General features: G+C 60.1%; 18 protein-coding genes. 1 reads left to right on the top strand and 17 read right to left on the bottom strand.

Annotated features, from left to right (window positions below; translation table 11 throughout):
* Positions 1-97: 97 nt before the first annotated feature.
* From LOY68_RS25605 to LOY68_RS25585, 5 genes are all read right to left on the bottom strand, one after another.
* Positions 98-1,486 carry a sigma-54-dependent transcriptional regulator gene (locus LOY68_RS25605; protein WP_265040661.1) on the bottom strand — a complete coding sequence of 463 codons (1,389 nt, stop codon included), beginning with the start codon at positions 1,484-1,486 and terminating at the stop codon, positions 98-100.
* A complete protein-coding gene (locus LOY68_RS25600; protein WP_265040659.1) occupies positions 1,476-3,248 on the bottom strand; it encodes a sensor histidine kinase in 1,773 nt (590 codons plus the stop codon). Before LOY68_RS25600 ends, LOY68_RS25605 begins: the two co-directional genes overlap by 11 nt.
* A 113-nt stretch (positions 3,249-3,361) precedes the next feature.
* Positions 3,362-4,240, bottom strand: coding sequence for an alpha/beta hydrolase (locus LOY68_RS25595; RefSeq protein WP_163912390.1), 879 nt, complete (start codon positions 4,238-4,240; stop codon positions 3,362-3,364).
* Positions 4,237-5,631, bottom strand: coding sequence for an aspartate aminotransferase family protein (locus LOY68_RS25590; protein ID WP_265040657.1), 1,395 nt, complete (start codon positions 5,629-5,631; stop codon positions 4,237-4,239). The genes LOY68_RS25595 and LOY68_RS25590 overlap by 4 nt, the downstream gene beginning before the upstream one ends.
* The gene (locus LOY68_RS25585) at positions 5,624-6,322 is read right to left on the bottom strand and encodes an MtnX-like HAD-IB family phosphatase (RefSeq protein WP_054045242.1); all 699 of its coding nucleotides are present in this window, start codon (positions 6,320-6,322) and stop codon (positions 5,624-5,626) included. Before LOY68_RS25585 ends, LOY68_RS25590 begins: the two co-directional genes overlap by 8 nt.
* Positions 6,323-6,541: 219 nt before the next feature.
* Between LOY68_RS25585 and LOY68_RS25580 the strand changes: the two genes are divergently transcribed.
* Positions 6,542-7,294, top strand: a complete 753-nt coding sequence (locus LOY68_RS25580) for a MipA/OmpV family protein (RefSeq protein WP_265040656.1) — start codon at positions 6,542-6,544, stop codon at positions 7,292-7,294.
* A 114-nt stretch (positions 7,295-7,408) separates the two neighbouring features.
* Here the strand turns inward: LOY68_RS25580 and LOY68_RS25575 are convergent, their stop codons facing one another.
* From LOY68_RS25575 to glpK, 12 genes are all read right to left on the bottom strand, one after another.
* On the bottom strand, positions 7,409-7,810 hold the full coding sequence (locus LOY68_RS25575) for an EamA family transporter (RefSeq protein ID WP_265040655.1): 402 nt from the start codon (positions 7,808-7,810) through the stop codon (positions 7,409-7,411).
* Positions 7,803-8,177, bottom strand: a complete 375-nt coding sequence (locus LOY68_RS25570; protein WP_265040654.1) for a transporter — start codon at positions 8,175-8,177, stop codon at positions 7,803-7,805. Before LOY68_RS25570 ends, LOY68_RS25575 begins: the two co-directional genes overlap by 8 nt.
* A 249-nt stretch (positions 8,178-8,426) precedes the next feature.
* Complete coding sequence (locus LOY68_RS25565; protein WP_265045831.1) at positions 8,427-8,756, bottom strand: GlpM family protein; 330 nt, start codon at positions 8,754-8,756, stop codon at positions 8,427-8,429.
* An 8-nt stretch (positions 8,757-8,764) separates the two neighbouring features.
* A complete protein-coding gene (locus LOY68_RS25560; RefSeq protein WP_054045232.1) occupies positions 8,765-10,093 on the bottom strand; it encodes a sigma-54-dependent transcriptional regulator in 1,329 nt (442 codons plus the stop codon).
* Complete coding sequence (locus LOY68_RS25555) at positions 10,090-11,991, bottom strand: sensor histidine kinase (RefSeq protein WP_265040651.1); 1,902 nt, start codon at positions 11,989-11,991, stop codon at positions 10,090-10,092. The genes LOY68_RS25560 and LOY68_RS25555 overlap by 4 nt, the downstream gene beginning before the upstream one ends.
* 143 nt (positions 11,992-12,134) lie before the next feature.
* Positions 12,135-12,869, bottom strand: a complete 735-nt coding sequence (locus tag LOY68_RS25550) for an amino acid ABC transporter ATP-binding protein (protein WP_054045228.1) — start codon at positions 12,867-12,869, stop codon at positions 12,135-12,137.
* A complete protein-coding gene (locus LOY68_RS25545; protein ID WP_265040650.1) occupies positions 12,866-13,537 on the bottom strand; it encodes an amino acid ABC transporter permease in 672 nt (223 codons plus the stop codon). The genes LOY68_RS25550 and LOY68_RS25545 overlap by 4 nt, the downstream gene beginning before the upstream one ends.
* Entirely contained in the window at positions 13,537-14,283 is a 747-nt protein-coding gene (locus LOY68_RS25540; protein WP_265040648.1) for an amino acid ABC transporter permease, read from the bottom strand. The genes LOY68_RS25545 and LOY68_RS25540 overlap by 1 nt, the downstream gene beginning before the upstream one ends.
* A gap of 193 nt (positions 14,284-14,476) precedes the next feature.
* A complete protein-coding gene (locus LOY68_RS25535; RefSeq protein ID WP_265040646.1) occupies positions 14,477-15,391 on the bottom strand; it encodes a glutamate/aspartate ABC transporter substrate-binding protein in 915 nt (304 codons plus the stop codon).
* 430 nt (positions 15,392-15,821) lie between these two features.
* On the bottom strand, positions 15,822-17,360 hold the full coding sequence (glpD, locus tag LOY68_RS25530; protein WP_054613664.1) for a glycerol-3-phosphate dehydrogenase: 1,539 nt from the start codon (positions 17,358-17,360) through the stop codon (positions 15,822-15,824).
* 245 nt (positions 17,361-17,605) lie between these two features.
* The gene (locus tag LOY68_RS25525; RefSeq protein WP_007916700.1) at positions 17,606-18,361 is read right to left on the bottom strand and encodes a DeoR/GlpR family transcriptional regulator; all 756 of its coding nucleotides are present in this window, start codon (positions 18,359-18,361) and stop codon (positions 17,606-17,608) included.
* Between the two features lie 240 nt (positions 18,362-18,601).
* Positions 18,602-20,107 carry a glycerol kinase GlpK gene (gene glpK / locus LOY68_RS25520; protein ID WP_054045219.1) on the bottom strand — a complete coding sequence of 502 codons (1,506 nt, stop codon included), beginning with the start codon at positions 20,105-20,107 and terminating at the stop codon, positions 18,602-18,604.
* Positions 20,108-20,131: the final 24 nt, after the last annotated feature.

The raw sequence follows: 20,131 nt of genomic DNA, 5'->3' as shown, positions 1-20,131 counted from the left end.
GATCTTTTGATCTTGATCTTTTTGACGCCGCTAAAAGCAAGATCAAAAGATCGCAGCCTTCGGCAGCTCCTACAGTGGATGCCGTGTGAGGCAATGATCAGCGGACGATCTTGTCCACATGAATCCCCAATTTCTTCAGCCGATACCAGAAGCTGCGCTCGGATATCCCGATCAGTTGCGCCGCCGCTGCCTGCACGCCATTGCTCTGTTGCAGCGCTGCAAGAATGTAGGCTTTTTCAACCTCAGCCAGCGCCGCTTCCAAGTCCGCCGGCACGCCGTTGTGTTCAACCAGCACACCGCCGTCGGCGGGCCGTGAGGCGAACAGATACGCCGGCAAGTCATCCTCTTCAATCACCGACCCGCTGGCCACAATCGTCGCGCGTTCCACGCAGTTCTGCAGTTCGCGAATATTCCCCGGCCACGAATAATTCGCCATCGCCTGCAACGCCTCCGCGCTAAAACCGCTGAACCGTTTACCGGCCGCAGCACCCAGCGTATTAGCGAAATGCCGGGCCAATGGCGCGATGTCTTCGACCCGTTCGCGCAGGGGCGGCAGCGGGATCGGAAATACGTTGAGGCGGTAATACAAATCTTCGCGAAACTCTTTTTTGGCCACCGCATCCAGCAGGTTTTTGTTAGTGGCCGCGATCACCCGCACATCAACCTTGCGCTCACGCGGATCACCCACCGGCTCGATCACCCGCTCCTGCAACGCGCGCAAGATCTTCGCCTGCAACGCCAGCGGCATTTCACCGATCTCGTCGAGAAACAGCGTGCCTTTGTCAGCCTGCTGAAAGCGTCCAATTCGGTCCGCCACCGCTCCGGTAAACGCACCTTTGCGATGGCCGAACATTTCGCTTTCCAGCAAGCCTTCGGGGATCGCCGCACAGTTGACCGCCACGAACGGCTTGTCGGCGCGGTTGCCGTGTTTGTGGATGGCGCGGGCGACCATTTCCTTGCCGGTGCCGCTTTCGCCGGTCAGCAGAATCGTCGCATTGCTTTCGCGCACCGAGTCGATCGCTTGCAGCACCCTGCGGAAACTCGGGCTATCGCCCACCAGGCTGTCGATCTGCTGGTGTTCGTCGAGTTCGGCGCGCATGCGCTGGTTGTCTTTGAGGATGTCGCGAAATTGCAGGGCCTTGCTGACGGTGATGTCCAGCTCGTCGATATCGAACGGCTTGGCGATGTAGTCGAACGCACCGTTGCGCATCGACTGCACGGCGTTTTTTACCGTGCTGTAGGCGGTCATCACGATCACCGGCAACTGCGGGAAACGGCTTTTGATTTCCGCGAGCAATTGCGGGCCGTCCATGCCGGGCATGCGCCAGTCGCTGATCACCAGGTCAATGTCCTCGCACTCCAGCACTTTGAGTGCGTGCAAGCCGTTGCCGGCGGTGAACACCGTGATGCCGTTCTGACTCAGGGCCGATGCCAGCAGGTCGCAGAGCTTGGGCTCGTCGTCGACCACCAGTACGTTATGTGTCATCGCTCGCCTCGTCGAAGTCGTCACCATGGGTCGGAATGTACAGGCTGAAAGTTGCACCGGCATCTTTTTCACTGGTGCACTCGATGTGCCCGTCATGGTTTTCCATGATCGAAAATACCTTGGCCAGACCGAGGCCGGTGCCTGACGCCTTGGTGGTCACGAACGGGGTAAAGATCCGTTCCAGCATGTCGGGCTCGATGCCCTGGCCGGTGTCCGCCACGCTGATGATGGTGTGGGCGGCGTCGCGGTGGATGCCGAGTGTCAGGTGGCCGCCGTCGGGCATGGCGTCGATGGCGTTGACGATCAGGTTCAGTCCGGCCTGCTTGAGCTGGCGCGCATCGGCGTACAGGGTCGCGCCCGGCGCCTGATCGTCGATGTGCACCTCAATGTTGTGGCTGGCCAGTTCCGGCGCGCAAAACCCGACCAGCTCATCCACCAGCGGTCGCGCCGCTTGGGTCGAGCGCAGCGGCGCGCTGGGTTTGGCGAAGTCGAGGAAATCGGTGATCAGGTCATTGATCCGGCTGACTTCGCTGACCACGTATTCCAGATGCCGCTTATCGGTCTCGGGCAAATCCGCACGACGGTGCAGCAGTTGCGTCGCGGTCTTGATGATGCCCAGCGGGTTGCGGATTTCATGCGCCAGGCCCATCGCAACTTCACCCAGCGCATGCAAACGGTCGCGGCGGCGCAGTTGCGATTCCAGGTGTTGCAACTCGCCGAGGCGTTCGCTCATGTGGTTGAAGGTGCTGCTCAGTTCGGCCAGTTCATCGCCGCCGGTGACCGCCAAGCGCTGGCGATAATCCCCGGCGATCACCGCTTGCACGCCGTTGGACAAACCGCGCAACGGTTGGGTCAGGCGTTGCGAAACCAGCCAGCCGACACCCAGGGATGCTGCCGAACTGAGCAGGAAAATCAGGATGAACAGGTTGCTCTGGTTCACCAGCCCCACCAGGCTGGTGTGGCGTAGCAAGCCGCTGAAGATCACGCCTTGCAGCTCGCCGTTTTCATTGAGGATCGGCCGATAGATGCCGCTGTAGCGACTGGTGAATTGTTCGGTCGGCTGCTTGGTGGTGCGCAGGATCTGTTCGATTTTTTCCGGCACCGCCGCCGGGTGATCTTCGAAGCGCTGACTGGAGAAAATCTCGGAAAAGTCATTGCCCTTGGCCAGGTACAACCGCAAGTCCAACGAGTGCACATCGGAGACGCTGGTCAGAAAGCTGTTGTCGAGGTAGGTGGCGATCACCAGTTTGTAATCGACGCCATCCTGTTCGGTCTCGAAGGTCGAGACCACCGTACCGGTCGGCACGCCGCCGATTTGCAAGGTCTGCATCACCGCTTTGGGCGCGGTGCTGATCTGCCGCACGATGTCATCGGCGGCGGTGCTGAACACCACTTTGTGATCGCTGTTGCGCACCAGCGCGACAACATCGATGCCCATGGAATCGGCGATGTCAGTGGTCAATCGGTCGTGACGCAGCGACAACTTATCCACCGGAGGGCGGACGTATCGCAGGAACAACTGCGCGGCCCGGGCGTTGTCCCGCAGGATCTCGCTGATCTCGTCCTCGACGATCTTGGTCGATTCCTGCAGCCAGATGCGCACGTTGCTGTCGAAAATCTGCGACAGGGTGGTGGCCGCCAGTTCCGCGGCGATCATGGTCGGGATCACGCTGACCAGCCAGAAGGCCAGGACCAGTTTGCGTTGCAGGCTCCAGCCGGAGAGGGCGAAGGGTCGGGCGTTGGCAGGTCGGTGTTTGGTCATCGGGTTTCGCTTGTCGAAAGCCATGGCGGGATAAGTCGTAAGGCCGAGTTCAATACAGTAGCCGACATTGCCCCGCCAGTGGCGACCCGTCTGCAACCGGGTTCGCCATGGGCTCAGGCCAGTTGCCGATATTCCTGGCGCAGAGGTCGCGGGGTGGAGCGCTGTTGAATGAAACGCTGCTGGATAAAGTCCACGCTCAGCTCAATCACCCGGCGGTATTGCAGGTCGACGGTGATCATGTGATAGCAGTCGTCCAGCAACACCTTGACCACCGGCCCGCCGAGTTTGCGTTCGACGTAATCGGCGTTCCAGCGGCTGGTGATGTCGTCCTCGATGGAGTGCAGCACCAGCGCTTGGGTGGTGATCGACGGCATGCATTTTTTCACCACGGCATTGAGTCGGTGCAGTTCGCGAACCGTGACGCCTTCCATAGTCAGCAGACCGGCTGCGCTGCTTTCGCCTTCCTTCATCTGGCGTTCGACGATGGCGCGCAGGCGTTCGTTCTTGATGCCGTAGGGCGGTTTTTCTTCGAAGCTGCAAAGGTGCACGCCGAACGGGATGCGCATCAGCAACGGCGTGAGGAACGCCAGTTTGTTGATGCTCCAGCCGTCGTAGCGCAGGGTGGTCGAATACAGCAGCAAGCCTTCGATTTGCCCCGGGTGCTCGGCCGCCAGGTACATCGACAACACCGCGCCCATGGACAAGCCGCCGACGAACACATGCTCGTGTTTGCGCCGCACACCGACGAAGGTGTTGCGCGCGCTTTCGTACCAGTCGCGCCAGCCAGTGGCTTGCAGGTCGGCGTTGCCGCCGCAGTGCCCGGCCAGGGTCGGCACGTAGACCGTGTGCCCGGCTTTCGCCAGGCCCATGGCCACCCGACGGAGTTCGGTCGGGGTGCCGGTGAGGCCGTGGATCAACAACACCGCGACCTCGCCCGAGCCGAGAACGAAACCGGCGCTGCCTTCGCCCATATCGATCTCGTCATGCATCATCTTTTCATCGCCCGGTGCAAGAGACGGTCGAGGAGGGCGAGACCCAGGTCGATTTCCGGGTAGCTGATTTCCAGCGACGGGGCCAGGGTGATCACGTTCTTGTAGTAACCGCCCACGTCGAGGATCAGGCCCAGGCGTTTGCCGTCGATTTCGATGTCGCCCTTCATGCCTTCGTCGACCATGAAATCCAGGGTCGCCTTGTCCGGCGTGAAGCCGTCCGGCCCACAGATTTCGCAGCGCAGGGCCAGGCCCAGGCCATCGACGTCACCGATGATCGCGTAGCGTTTCTGCAGGTCTTTCAAGCCTTCGAGGAAGTATTTGCCCTTGGCCATGACCATTGCGCCGTAATCGACTTCGCTGGTCATCTTGAACATTTCCAGGCCAACCGCAGTGCCCAGCGGGTTGGACGCGAAGGTCGAGTGAGTCGAACCCGGCGGGAAGATTTTCGGGTTGATCAGTTCTTCCTTGGCCCAGATGCCGCCCAGCGGGTTGAGGCCGTTGGTCAGCGCCTTGCCGAAGACGATCACGTCCGGTTTGACGTCGAAGTGTTCGATCGACCACAGCTTGCCGGTGCGCCAGAAGCCCATCTGGATTTCATCGACCACCATCAAGATGCCGTGCTGATCCAGCACATGCTTGAGTTCGCTGTAGAAGTTCATCGGCGGGATCACGTAGCCGCCGGTGCCCTGGATCGGCTCGACGTAGAAGGCTGCGTATTCGCTCTGGCCGACCTTCGGGTCCCAGACACCGTTGTATTCAGTCTCGAACAGGCGGGCGAATTGCTGCACGCAATGGCTGCCGTACTCTTCCTTGGTCATGCCTTTCGGGCCACGGAAGTGGTACGGGAACGGGATGAAATTGGCACGCTCGCCGAAGTGGCCGTAGCGACGGCGATAGCGATAACTGGAGGTGATCGACGACGCGCCGAGGGTGCGACCGTGGTAACCGCCTTCAAAGGCGAACATCAGGCTTTTGCCGTTGGTGGCGTTGCGCACGACTTTCAGCGAGTCCTCGATGGACTGTGAACCGCCGACGTTGAAGTGCACGCGACCATCAAGGCCAAATTTTTTCTTGGCATCGACCGCGATCATTTCCGACAGCTCGATCTTGCCTTTGTGCAGGTACTGGCTGGCGATCTGCGGCAGGGTGTCGATCTGCTGTTTCAGTGCGTTGTTCAGGCGCGGGTTGGCGTAACCGAAGTTCACCGCCGAGTACCACATTTGCAGGTCGAGGTAGGCCTGGTCTTCGGTGTCCCACACGTACGAGCCTTCGCAGCGGCTGAAGATGCGCGGCGGGTCGATGTAGTGGACGGTGTCGCCGTAGGAGCAGTACTTGGCTTCTTTATCCAGAAGGATCTGGTCTTCGGCGGTAGCGATTCGAATATCAGACATGATGGAAGAGTTCCTGTGTTTCGACGTTGAAAGAGGTGGCGTTGGCGCTGCTGGCAACAGGCAGCAGGGCCAGCAGGGCTGGAAGTTCGGCGAAGCTGTCGAAGCGCGCGTAGGCGATGCCATTGCGCTCGCAGTGCTCGGCCAGGCGATCCTTGGCGAACACGAAATCGGCGGTGGACGCCACGCACATGTCCGACTGACCGTCACCGATCACCAGCACCCGTTTGCTCTTGGGCGTGGACTTGCATTTGCAGTTGCCGGACGCGGCGCGGCAGGCGTCGCTGGAGTACGGGAAGTCGATGCGCCAGCTCTCATGGCCGAGTTGGCGCAAGCGGTTGGCGAGGATCGGCAGCAGGGTCACGTAGTTGCGCGCAAGAATCCGCGCGATGCCTTGCTCGATGCCGTCGCTGACCACTTCCAGAGTGGCGCCGAGGCCGATCACGTGGTCGACGAAGTCGGGGAAGTCCGGGTCGATTTCGATCGTGTCGAAAAACGCGAGCAGTTCGTTCGGCGTGGCCTTGACCAGCGAGAGCTGGCGGCTAAGGCATTCACGGGAACCGATGTCGCCTTGCAGCCACTCGTTTTCGATCGCTTCCCAGCTCGGGTCGGCGAAGCGCTGGAGGATGCTGTCGATCACGTCGGTGCGGGTGATGGTCCCGTCGAAATCACACACGATATGCCAATCATTCATCTGCATTACCTATTGGGGCAGGGCGCGCTGTTTGCGCTTGCAGAAGGGGTAGAGCAGGGACTGTGCCAATCGGGTTTGGCCCCGTATTTACGGGGTTTTGGCGAGTGTGCGCGTTGGCGAAGCTACAATTTTTGTAGGTTGCTACAAACAACATGAGTGCTTGCGCAGGGAGGGCGAAAAGAGGATTGATGCGCGCATATCTTGTTAAGGAAGGGCCTCATGTCGAGGATTACGCTTGCTCTGTTTACGGCGCTGACGTGCTTGTCAGCCAACGTCCTGGCCGATGGCATTACCGGTGAGGCCGGTGCGGGGCTGAGTTATCAGCCTCATGACCCGACCGGCAGTCGCCATGAAGTCCGGCCGGTGCCGTATTTCGATCTGGACTGGGGCGATGTCAGCCTCAGCACCGACGACGGGCTGACCTGGAGCGCGTTGAAAACCAACGGTTTCAGTGCCGGGCCGTTCCTCAATTATTTGCCGGGGCGCACCGCCAACGGCAGTTTGCAGGGCCTGCACGATGTGCCGGACATGGGCGTGGTCGGTGGGTTCGTGCAATACGCGCCGGCTGATTTCTGGCGGGTGTTTGCGACCGTGGGCGAAGCGGTTGGCGGGCCTCAGGGTGTGGTCGGGAGGGTGGGTGGAGAAATTGGTTATCCACTGGGCGGCGGGGTGATTGGCAGCAGCAACCTGACCGCACACTTTGCCGATGCGCAGCAGAATCAGGCGTTTTATGGGGTGAGTGGTTCAGAGTCGCAGGCTTCGGGCATTGCCCGCTACAACGCTGGTGGCGGTTTGCAGAACGTGGCGTTGACTCAGAGCTTCGAATTTCCGCTGGCAACCCATTGGTCGCTGTTGACCAGTGCGAGCTGGATTCACCTGACGGGCGCGGCGGCGGACAGCAGCATCGTCAAACAGGTCGGGCAGCAGGATCAGGGGGAAGTGCAGGCGGCGGTGGCTTACAAGTTTGACTAGGACATCTCATTGGCCGGGCTGACGTCTTCGCGAGCAAGCCCGCTCCCACAGGAGGTCGCGTTCCAATGTGGGAGCGGGCTTGCTCGCGAAGGCGCCCTTGAGTGCAACAGAGATTCAGGTTTGTTCGCCTTCAGCCAACAACGCAATCCCGCCAATAATCACCGCCACGCCCACCCAGTGCAGCAAGCTGATCTGTTCACCCAGCCCCAGCCACGACCCCAGCAGCACCCCGACAAATACCAGTGAACTCAGGGGAAATGCCAGGGACAAACTGCTGCGGCGCAAGATCAGCATCCACACAAAGAACGCGCCGATGCCGCAGCCCACCGCAAACAAAACCCCGGGGTCGACGATCACTGCTTGCAGCCAATGCAGGGTAAAAGTCATCTGGCCCAACTGATCGCCACCGACCTTGGTCGCAATCTGCCCGGCACTTTCCAGCGTAATCAACAGCGCCCAGAGCACCACCGTGCCGAGTCGCCCGTGCAGCCAACCCATCGATTCGGCGTTACGCATGGCCAGCACACGCGAGCATCACGCCCACCGTAATCACCAGCGTTGCGAGCCAGCGCCGGCGGCTGACGGTTTCGCCGAGCACCACTTTGCCCGCCAGCACCACGCCGCAATAGGCCAGGGCCCCGGCCGGGAATATCAGGCTCAACGGCGCCCGGGACAAGGCTTCAAGCCAGACGAAAAATTCCAGCGCGTACGCACCGATCCCGCACCACAGCAGCGGCGCGTTGAACACCTGACCCCAGAACGCGTTCAGCCGAAAGCCACCTTCGAGTTCCGGCAAACGGTCCAGGCCGAGTTTGAAACAGAGCTGGCCGATCACATCCAGCACGATGGAAAACGCCACCAGCACAATGACGGTGAAGGTCATGGGCGTGGTGCCTTTTTGAGAATATTCACGGTCAGGATCTACCCCTTGGTGGGCGCTTTCAGACACCGCGCTCATCAGGTATGAGCACCGGCCGAGAGGGCTTTGAGGGTAAATGCAAGGGGCGGGCCAGCCGCTGTCAACGCAGTTCCCTTGTGGGAGCGGGCTTGCTCGCGAAAGCGCTGTGTCAGCCAACATGGATGTTGAATGTGCTGGCCTCTTCGCGAGCAAGCCCGCTCCCACAGGGGATGGTCAGGCGTGAAGGCGCACCCAGACGCTGACGAGCACGGTCGCGGCCATCAACCAGGCCACCGCCGCCACGGCCAGCGAAGCTTCCAGGCGCATGCGGTCGACCATCACGTACAGCGTGGCCAGGTACACGAAGTACGGAATGATCGACCACATGCCAAACACGATGGTGGTCTTCAAATCGTCCAGCGAGCGACCCTTGCCGACGATGTAGTGTGCGATCAGCGCGAAGGTCGGGAACAGCGGCACCAGGCCTGCGATGTAATAGTTCTTGGTCTTGGCCAGCGCGGCGAGGATCAGTACGACTGCCGCGCCGAGGGCTGCTTTGAGGATCAGGTCCATCAGTGGCTCAGCCCGTACTTTTTGACTTTGTCGAACAGCGTAGTCTTGGCCATTCCCAATTCCAGGCTGGCCTGGGTCAGGTTGCCGCCACTGCGCTGCAAGGCGTCGTTGAGCAAATTGCGTTCGAACGCTTCCACCGCTTCGGCGAACGCCAGGCCTTGATTGCTGCCGCTGGCGCCAGACTTTTTGAAGGCCGGCAAACCAAGAGCGAAACGCTCGGCGACGTTGCGCAATTCCCGCACGTTGCCCGGCCAGTCGTGGCTCATCAGGTTGGACAGGGTCTGGTTGTCCAGCTCCGGCACCGCACGGTCGAAGCGCAGGGACGACTGCTGCAGGAAGTGTTCGAACAGTTGGAGGATGTCTTCGCGACGTTCGCGCAGCGGCGGCAGTTCCAGGGTCACCACGTTGAGGCGGTAATACAGGTCACTGCGGAACTCGCCCTTTTTACTCGACTCGTCCAGGTCGGACTTGGTCGCCGCAATCACCCGACAATCCACCGCCACGCTCTGGTTCGAACCGAGGCGTTCGAGGGTGCGTTCCTGCAACACCCGCAGCAGTTTGATCTGCAACGGCAGGGGCATGCTTTCCACTTCATCGAGGAACAGCGTGCCGCCGTCGGCGTGTTCGATCTTGCCGATCCGCCGCTTGCCGGCGCCGGTAAAGGCGTTGGCTTCGTGGCCGAAAATTTCGCTTTCGAACAGGTTTTCCGGGAGCCCGCCGCAGTTCAGCGCGACGAACTGTTTGGTATGGCGGCGACTGAAGTCATGCAGGCAACGAGCGACCAGTTCCTTGCCGGTGCCGGTCTCGCCTTCGATCAACACGTTGGCCGAGGTGTCGGCGACGTTGGCGATCAGTTCACGCAGGTTCTGCATCGCTGGAGAACGACCGATGATCCGGCCTTCCAGGGAATCCCGTTCCGCCAATTGGCGACGCAACGACGAGACTTCGCGAGCCAGGCTGCGTTGTTCAAGGGCGCGGCGGGCCACGTCCACCAGGCGTTCCGGGGAGAAGGGTTTCTCCATGAAATCGTAGGCGCCTTTCTGCATCGCGCCGACCGCCATGGAGATATCGCCATGACCGGTGATCAGCACCACCGGCAGGCTGCGGTCGCGGGCCTTGAGCCGGGTCAGCAGTTCGAGGCCATCGATGCCCGGCAGGCGGATGTCGCTGATGACGATCCCGGCAAAGTTGTCGCCGACCCGCTCCAGGGCTTCTTCGGCGCTGCCGACACCGACGCAGGGAATGTCTTCCAGGGTCAGCGCCTGTTGGCAGCCGAGCAGCACATGGGGGTCGTCTTCGACGATCAGTACGCTAAGGTCGTTGTTCATATTGGCTCGGCGGGAGTGGGGCTTACCAACGGTAAACTGAGGACGAAGGTGGTACCACCGCTGGCCGGGTGTTCGACACCCAAGTGACCGCCGGTGGCCGCGGCCAGGCTGGCGGAGAGGGTCAGGCCGAGGCCCAGGCCCTGTTCGCCGGGTTTGGTGGTGAAGAACGGTTCGAACAGATGCTTGCGCGCTTCGGCGTCGATACCGTGGCCGTTGTCGCGAACCCGCAGGCGATATTTACCGTCAAACTCTTCGCCTTCCAGCCACAGCTCGGGTAGCGGTTGCGACTGCATGGCGTCGAGGGCGTTGCCGATCAGGTTGACCAGGATCTGCTCCAGCCGCGTCTGGTCTATCTGCACCTGCACGTCTCTAAAGTCGCGGTGCAGGTCCAGATGTACGCTTTCCATTCGACTGCCCAGCAGTTGCAACGCAGCGTCCACGGCTTTGCCGAGACTGGCCTGACCCTTGTCGTCGCCGCGCCGGGCGAAGGAGCGCAGGCTGGCGGTGATGCGGCCCATGCGGTCGATCAGTTCGTTGATGGTTTTCAGGTTGGTGCTGGCGACGTCCAGTTGACCGCGCTCCAGGAAGCGCACGGTGTTGCCGGACAAGGTCCGCAGTGCGGCCAGTGGCTGGTTCAATTCATGCGCGATGCTGGTCGACATCTGTCCGATGGCCGCCAGTTTGCCAGCCTGGACCAGTTCATCCTGGGCCCGGCGCAACGTCTCTTCGGCCTGGCGCCGTTCACGGATCTGACCCTTGAGCCGCTCGTTGCTGGCACGCAGGTCGGTGGTGCGTTCGGTAATCCGACGCTCCAGTTGATTGTTGGCTTCCTGCAAGGCTTCCCGGGCCGCGAGGCGGGTGGCGATGACCTTGCGCCGCTCGTTCCAGGCGATCAGCAGGAACGCCACCAGGGCGAACGCCACCGCCACCAGAATCCCCTGATTGATCGCTTCCCGGCGCAAATCCGCGAGGGGCGTGAGCAGGGTGAAATTCCACGGGGTGTCGCTCAAGGGGCGGGTCTGCGCCAGATAGGTGATGTCTCGCTCGTCGGACGCCAGTTCGCTGTTGGCGGGGAAGGTCAGTTTCTCCACGCCTTCGGCCAGGGTTTCCCGGGCCAGCGGTTGCAATTCGTTCAGCGGAAACCAGTAGTACTGCAGACTGCGGGCGAGTTTTTCCTTGGTCTCGTCGCTCAACGGCACCACGGATTTGAGCCGGCGCGCGGGATCGCTGGAGAGAATGATGATGCCGTTTTCGTCGCTGACGAAAGCTTCGAGGCGCGCACGCTGCCAACGTTCTTCCATGGCTTCGAGGCGAACCTTGACCACTGCGACGCCGATGATCTTGCCGTGTTCTTCCAGGCCGTGGGCCAGGTAATAGCCGGGTTCGCCGTTGGTGCTGCCGATGCCATAGAAACGGCCCGGCTGACCGCGCACGGCGTTCTGGAAATAGGCGCGGAAGGACAGGTCTTCACCGAGGTAACTGTCGACATCGCGCCAGTTGCTGGTGGCCAGCACGCGCCCGGTGGTGTCCATGACGTAGATGGCCCGACTGCGGCTGCGCCGGTTCAGGCCTTCAAGGTAATCGTTGACCGTTTGCCGGGTTTCCGGGGTCGGGTCGTCCAGCAGTTTTGAAACACTGGATTCGAGTTCCAGCAGGCTGGGCAGGTAGGTGTACTTGCTGATCTCGCTCTCGACGGCGCGGGCGTGCAGTTCCAGCTGGCGCTGGCCGTTCTCGCTGAGGCTGCGGATCCCGTAGTGCTCACTGACCCAGAAGCCGATGTAACCCAACCCGATCATCAGGGCGATGACCAGCGGCGGCAGGAACAGATGGCGAATCAGACGGGGTTTCACGGCGAGTGATGGCGGCGCTGCGCGATAGAGAGTGGGGTCGCATTTCATCACAGATGCCTTGGGTCAACCACAACTACAAGCCCAGGGGATCCCGTGTAGGAGCTGCCGCAGGCTGCGATCTTTTGCCTTTAAAGATCAGGATCAAAAGATCGCAGCCTGCGGCAGCTCCTACAGGGGCGGCCGTGTAGCTTTTAGTGCTGCAAAATCTTGTTAAGGAAATGCTGCGTACGCTCGGCGCGGTGGCTGATGTCGCCGAAGAACTCCTCTTTCTTGCAGTCCTCGATGATCTTGCCCTGGTCCATGAAGATCACGCGGTCGGCCACTTTGCGGGCGAAGCCCATTTCGTGGGTCACGCACATCATGGTCATGCCTTCGTGGGCCAGTTGCACCATCACGTCGAGCACTTCGTTGACCATTTCCGGATCGAGCGCCGAGGTCGGCTCGTCGAACAGCATGACGATCGGGTCCATCGCCAGCGCACGGGCAATCGCCACACGCTGTTGCTGGCCACCGGAGAGTTGGCCGGGGTGCTTGTGCGCGTGGGCCGACAAGCCGACGCGTTCGAGCAGTTGCAGGCCTTTCTTGGTGGCTTCTTCCTTGCTGCGGCCCAACACCTTGATCTGCGCGATGGTCAGGTTTTCGGTGATGGACAGGTGCGGGAACAGCTCGAAATGCTGGAACACCATGCCGACGCGCGAACGCAGTTTCGGCAGGTCGGTTTTCGGGTCGGCGATGGACGTGCCATCGACTACCACGTCGCCTTTCTGGAACGGTTCCAGTGCGTTGACGCATTTGATCAGGGTCGATTTGCCCGAGCCGGACGGCCCGCAGACCACGATCACTTCGCCTTTTTTGACCTCGGTGCTGCAATCAGTCAGCACCTGGAAGTCGCCATACCACTTGTTGATGTTCTTGATAGAGATCATACGGCAAACCTTTTTTGCAGACGCTTGACCAGCAGCGAGGCGGCAAAGCTGATTGTGAAGTACGTAAGCCCTGCGAAGATCAGGAACTCGTTGGAGCGACCGATGATGTCGCCACTGGCACGCGAAGCATTGAGGAAGTCCACCAGACCGACCGCGTACACCAGCGAGGTGTCCTGGAACAGGATGATGCTCTGTTGCAGCAGCAGCGGGGTCATCTTGCGAAACGCTTGCGGCAGGATGATCAAGCGCATCATCTGGCCGTACGTCATGCCCAAGGCTTGGGCAGCGCCCATCTGGCCCTTGGAAATCGACTGCACGCCAGCCCGGACGATTTCGCAGAAGTACGCCGCTTCGAACATCATGAACGCCACGATGCACGAGGCGAACGCGCCGATCGGCGTGTCTTCGCCAGTGATCCAGCGCAGTACGAACGGCACCGCCAGGTAGAACCAGGTGATCACCAGCAGCAACGGGATCGAACGGAAATAGTTGACGTAGGCGCCGGCAACGTTCGACATCAGTTTGTTGTGGGACAGGCGCATCAGCGCCAGGATCGTGCCGAGGATGATCCCGCCGACCACGCCCAGGGCCATCAGCTGCAGGGTCATGATCATGCCGTTCCACAGGCCCGGCAGGGACGGAACGATGCCCGAGAAGTCGAATTCCATCATTTACCCCCTAGGGAGATCAGGCCCGGTACGGCGACTTTCTTCTCGACCAGACGCATCAGCAACATCAGGCTCATGTTCAGGGTGAAGTAGATCAGCGTGGCCAGGGTGAAGGCTTCGAACAGGTTGGCGGAGAACTCGGCGGTCTGCTTGGTCTGCGCGAGCAGTTCCATCAGGCCGATCAGCGAGGCCACGGACGAGTTCTTGAACACGTTCAAAAATTCCGAGGTAAGCGGCGGAATAATGATGCGGTAAGCCTGGGGCAACAGCACATTCCAGTAGATCTGCGGCAGCTTGAAACCCATGGCACGCGCGGCGGATTCCTGGCCGCGTGGCAACGCCTGGATGCCGGTGCGCACCTGTTCGCAAACACGAGCCGCGGTAAACAGGCCCAGGCACACGACGACGCTGAGGTAGGCCGAGGTGGTCGGGTTCAGGTCCTGCTTGTACCAGTCTTGCAGGTTCTGCGGCAGCAGGTCGGGCACCAGGAAGTACCAGATGAACAGCTGAACCAGCAGCGGCACGTTACGGAAGAGTTCGACGTAGCAAGTCGCGATGCCCGATACGACACGGTTCGGCACGGTACGCATGACACCCAGGATCGAGCCCAGCGTCAGCGCGATAATCCAGGCCACGACGGCGATGGCGATGGTCCAGCCCAAACCGGAGATGAACCAGTCGAGATAAGTCTCGCTGCCCACGCCGGTGGACTTGAAGAACACGCCCCAGTCCCAGTTGTAATTCATTAGGGTCTCCCCTCGGATCGATCAATGTACAAGTGCCCGCCTGGGGAAGCTCCGTTCCCGCCTGAACTTGAAGCTCAGGCACACACGATCGGCTCGACAGCCACCGGTTCGAGTGTTTCCAAAAAATGCCAGCAGGGAGTGACAAACCCCTGAAAGGGCAGTGGCCCTCTCAGGAGATAAGGTTAGTCAGGAATCAGGACTTCTTGTCGTCAGCCGCTTTATCGGTCGGATTGGCGATCAGGGCCTTGAGCTCGTCGCTCATCGGGAAGTTCAAGTTCAGGCCTTTAGGCGGGATTGGCGCCATGAACCATTTGTCGTAGATCTTGTTGATTTCGCCCGAAGCGTAGGTGGCCTTGATGGCGTCATCCACAGCCTTCTTGAACGGCTCGTCGCCCTTGCGGACCATGCAGCCGTAGATTTCGTAGGACTGTGGAGTACCGGTAACGGCCCAGTCATCGGCTTTCTTGGCTTTGGCTGCTTCACCGGCCAACAAGGCGTCGTCCATCATGAACGCAACAGCGCGGCCCGATTCCAGCATCTGGAAGGACTCGCCGTGGTCTTTGGCGGAGATGACGTTCATGCCCATCTGCTTGTCGGCGTTCATCGACTTGAGGATGCGCTCGGACGTGGTGCCCGCGGTGGTCACGACGTTCTTGCCTTTCAGGTCGTCGAAGTCTTTGTACGCGGAGCCTTTCTTGGACAGCAGGCGCGTACCGATTTCGAAGATGCCGACGGAGAAGTCAACTTGCTGCTGACGTTCTACGTTGTTGGTGGTGGAGCCGCACTCGACGTCCACGGTGCCGTTCTGCACCAGCGGGATACGGGTTTGCGAGGTGACCAGGTTGTATTTGACCTGCAGGTTCGGCAAGTCGAGGTCTTTCTTGATGGCTTCGACGATTTTCAGCTGGATATCGTGGGAGTAGCCCATCGGCTTGCCGGAAGCGTCCGCGATATAGGAAAACGGAATGGAAGCGTCACGATGCCCGAGGGTGATCACACCGGACTCTTTGATCTTCTTCAGTGTGCCGGTGAGTTCGGCAGCGAAAACTGGAGTGCTAATCAGAGCGGCAGCAATGGCTGCGCCCAGGATATGGGGAACGATGCGCATCAAATTTTCCTCGACATTGTTTTTTTTATGGAGCCAGCGTCGGCCCTTTTGTGCTTCGAATGCGTGGTGACACCTGAAGGGTGGGCACGACAATACATTCGTCCAAGAGTGTAGAGCATGACTCGTGCCAGGCCAGGCGATAAGGATCAAAGTGTTGATTTATAAAGGGATTAAATATTTATGGCGGGATTTCTAGCCGGGAATAATCCGGTTAACCGAATTGACCGACAGGTCGCGTTCGGAAAACCGAATGAAGTCTTTCGGTATCCCCTGTAGGAGCGAGGCTTGCCCGCGAAGAGGGAGTGTCAGCCAACATTAATGCAGCAGACACACCGCTTTCGCGGGCAAGCCTCGCTCCTACAGATAACCGGTACATGAAAAAGCCCCTGAATCTCTCGATTCAGGGGCTTGTGTCTAACCGGTTTGCCGATCAGGCCGCTTCGATCTTGCTGCGGTTCTGCTCGACCTTGCTCAGGTAGTCCGCCAGTTTCTGTTGCTCGTCCGGGGTGGTGAACAACCCGAGCTTGCTGCGGCGCCACAGAATGTCGTGGGCGGTGGTCGCCCATTCTTCGCTGCACAGGTAATCGACTTCGCGGGTGTAGAGACCGCCGCCGATGTGTTCACCCAGGTCGTTGAGGTTCTGCACGCCTTCGAGCATGCGCCAGGTGCGGCTGCCGTAGGTGGTGGCCCAGCGGCGGGCGATCTCGGTCGGCACCCAGTCGAAGGTGTCGCGGATCTTCGCGCACAAGGCTTGCGGCGTGGTCATGTCTTCGCCGCCGGGCAGGGTGGCCGTCGCGGTCCAGCTTGGCTTGATCTGCGTGAAGTACGGTGCCAGTTGCGCCAGCGCCGACTCGGCCAGTTTGCGGTAGGTGGTCAGCTTGCCGCCAAACACCGACAGCAATGGCGCTTCTTCACCGCTGCCAGACAATGCCAGGGTGTAGTCGCGGGTCACGGCGGACGGGTTGTCGGATTCGTCATTGCACAGCGGGCGCACGCCGGAATAGCTGTGCAGGATGTCGTCGCGGCTGACTTGCTTCTTGAAGTGAGCGTTGACCACTTTAAGCAGGTAATCGGTTTCGCCTTCGGTGATCGCTACTTTCGCCGGATCGCCAGTGTATTCACGATCCGTGGTGCCGATCAGGGTGAAGTGGTTCAGGTACGGAATAGTGAAGACGATGCGCTGATCTTCGTTTTGCAGAATGTGCGCGTGTTCGCCTTCGTACAGTTTCGGCACGATCAGGTGGCTGCCCTGGATCAGGCGGATGCCGTACGGCGAATCCATCTTCAGGTCGTCTCGGATGAACTTGGCGACCCACGGGCCGGCGGCGTTTACCAGTGCCTTGGCGCGGATCGAAAACAGGCTGCCGTCGGCACGTTCCAGGTTGAGGTGCCACAGGCCTTTGGCGCGACGGGCGCTGATGCAACGGGTCTGGGTGTGAACGTGGGCGCCTTTCTCGCGAGCGGCCATGGCGTTCAGGACCACGAGGCGAGCATCGTCGACCCAGCAATCGGAGTATTCGAAACCTTTGGTTATTTCGCTTTTCAACGGGCTGTTCGGGCCGAACTTCAGGCTTTTCGAACCTTCCAGTTTTTCCCGCTTGCCCAGGTGGTCATAAAGGAACAGGCCGGCGCGGATCATCCACGCTGGACGCAGGTGCGGGCGGTGTGGCAACACGAAGCGCATCTGTTTGACGATGTGCGGGGCCTTTGCCAGCAGCACTTCGCGTTCGGCCAGGGCTTCGCGCACCAGGCGGAATTCATAATGTTCGAGGTAGCGCAGGCCGCCGTGGATCAGCTTGCTGCTGGCCGAAGAGGTGTGGCTGGCCAGATCGTCTTTTTCACAAAGGAACACCGAAAGACCGCGACCGGCGGCATCCGCTGCAATCCCCACACCATTGATCCCACCACCGATGACGGCGATATCGTAGACCTCGGCGAGAGGGGGCGTAGGCAAGGTAGAAGTGGGCATCGGCTGGCCTCGGGCTTTTATGATTTTCGATATTGGAATTCGAACATTAATGTTCATTTGCGAAAATGGTAGCCCATAAAGCCGCGCACAGCCAGTCAACTTCGATTGAAAATACTGATCGAAGGGCGGTTAAAGGAAAATTTACGAACATTAAAAGCAAAAGATCGCAGCCTTCGGCAGCTCCTACAGGGCGAAGTGAACCTGTAGGAGCTGCCGAAGGCTGCGATCTTTTGAGGCTGAAAGCCTTAGACGACTTCCAACCGAATCTTGTGCTGGCTCAACAACTGCGCCAGCGCCGGAACCGGCTGCTGATCGGTCACTAAACAATCAATCAGGCTGATCGGTCCCAGGCGAATCATGGCGTTGCGCCCGAATTTGCTGGAGTCCGCCGCCAATATCACCTGCCGGGCGTTAGCGATGATCGCCTGGGACACCCGCACTTCCTGATAATCGAAGTCGAGCAGGCTGCCGTCTTCATCGATACCGCTGATGCCAACCAAGGCAAAATCCACCTTGAACTGGTTGATGAAGTCGACACTCGCCTGACCGACCACACCGCCGTCACGCCGCACGTTGCCGCCCGTCAGCAGGACATCGAAGTCGTCCTTGGCGCTGAGCATCGAGGCTACGTGCAGGTTGTTGGTGATGATTTTCAGGTGATTGTGGTTGAGCAGTGCCCGGGCAATCGATTCGGTGGTGGTGCCGATGTTGATGAACAGCGAGGCGTGATCGGGAATCTGCGCCGCAATGGCTTCGCCGATACGCTGTTTTTCATCGCGCATCTGGTCGGCACGCATGGCGTAGGCGGTGTTCTCGACACTGGAATCGTAGGCCGCGCCGCCGTGGTAGCGACGCAACAAATTGGCTTCCGCGAGCTGATTGATATCGCGGCGGATGGTTTGCGGTGTAACGACGAACAGCGTGGCCATTTCCTCGATGCTGACATAGCCGCGTTCGCGGACCAGTTCGAGGATTTGCTGCTGACGGGGAGGCAGATTCATGGGGCTTCCTTTGGGCTGCCGTGCAAAATTTGCCCATGATGACGCAGGAATCCGCTCCCTACCAGTTTCCAAACAACGTGAAAACTACTGCGCTCGGAAATCCTGCGTTAAAAACAGGCTCGGACTGCTCATTTACAAACCCGTAAACTCCGCGTCCTCGCCTGTTTTTGCCTTGTCTTTCCTTCGCTCGCTACGTTTTCACGCTGTTTGGACGAACCCTATTAGAGTCCTGTGCTTGGCTTATTCAGCCCCTTCGTGCGGCTCCCAATCGCGGGTGCGGCTAACCGCTTTTTTCCAGCCGGCGTAGAGTTTTTCCTTCGCCGATTCTTCCAGCGCTGGTTCGAACTCGCGCTCGATCACTGCCTTGCCACGCAACTCGTCCAGGCTGCCCCAGAAGCCGCACGCCAGGCCAGCCAGGTAGGCGGCGCCGAGTGCCGTGGTTTCGCGCATTTGCGGACGCTCAACCTGGGTGCCGAGGATGTCGGCCTGGAATTGCATCAGGAAGTTGTTCGCCACTGCACCGCCGTCCACACGCAGGGACTTGAGGCGTTCGCCGGAGTCCTGTTGCATGGCGTCGAGCACGTCACGGGTTTGATAGGCGATCGATTCCAGCGCGGCACGGATGATGTGATCCACGCGCACGCCACGGGTCAGGCCGAACAGAGCGCCACGGGCATACGGGTCCCAGTAAGGTGCGCCCAGACCGGTGAAGGCCGGCACCAGGTACACGCCGTTGCTGTCCTTGACCTTGCTGGCGAAGTATTCGGTGTCGGTGGCGTCGGCGATGATCTTCAGCTCGTCACGCAACCATTGCACGGTCGAACCGCCGTTGAACACCGCGCCTTCCAGCGCGTAGGCCACTTCGCCTTTCGGGCCGCAAGCGATAGTGGTCAGCATGCCGTGCTTGGACTTCACGGCTTTGTCGCCGGTGTTCATCAGCAGGAAGCAGCCGGTGCCGTAGGTGTTTTTCGCCTGGCCTGGCTCGACGCACATCTGGCCGAACAACGCCGCTTGCTGGTCACCCGCGATACCGCCGATGGCGATACCGCTTTTGGTGTGTCCGTAGATTTCCGACGACGATTTAACTTCTGGCAACATCTCGCGGGGGATGTCGAGGATCTCCAGCATCTTCGCGTCCCACTCCAGCGAGTGGATGTTGAAGAGCATGGTGCGCGAGGCGTTGGTGTAGTCGGTGACGTGGACTTTGCCGCCGGTAAATTTCCAGATCAGCCAGCTGTCGACGGTGCCGAACAGCAGTTCGCCGTTGCGTGCACGTTCGCGGCTGCCTTCGACGTTGTCGAGGATCCACTTGAGCTTGGTGCCGGAAAAGTACGGGTCAGTCACAAGGCCCGTGGTGTCGCTGATGTATTGCTCGTGGCCATCGCGCTTGAGCTGCTGGCAGATCTCGGTGCTGCGGCGGCACTGCCAGACGATCGCGTTGTAGATCGGGCGGCCGGTGGTCTTGTCCCAGACCACGGTGGTTTCACGCTGGTTGGTGATGCCGATGGCGGCAACCTGGTCGTGATGCAGGCCGGCTTGTGCCAGGGCCTCGACCATCACGGCGCTTTGGGTCGCGAAGATTTCCATCGGGTCATGTTCGACCCAACCGGCTTGCGGGTAATGTTGCACGAACTCGCGCTGTGCAGTGCAGACCACGTTCGCGTCACGGTCGAAGATGATCGCGCGGGAGCTGGTCGTACCCTGATCGAGGGCAATGATGTAGTTCTTATTCTGAATATCGGTCATGTCGATTGCCTTGGACGAAATAAG

The sequence above is a fragment of the Pseudomonas sp. B21-053 genome, assembly GCF_026016365.1.
GTDB lineage: Bacteria > Pseudomonadota > Gammaproteobacteria > Pseudomonadales > Pseudomonadaceae > Aquipseudomonas > Aquipseudomonas nunensis.
This window is presented reverse-complemented; position numbering and strand designations above follow the sequence as displayed.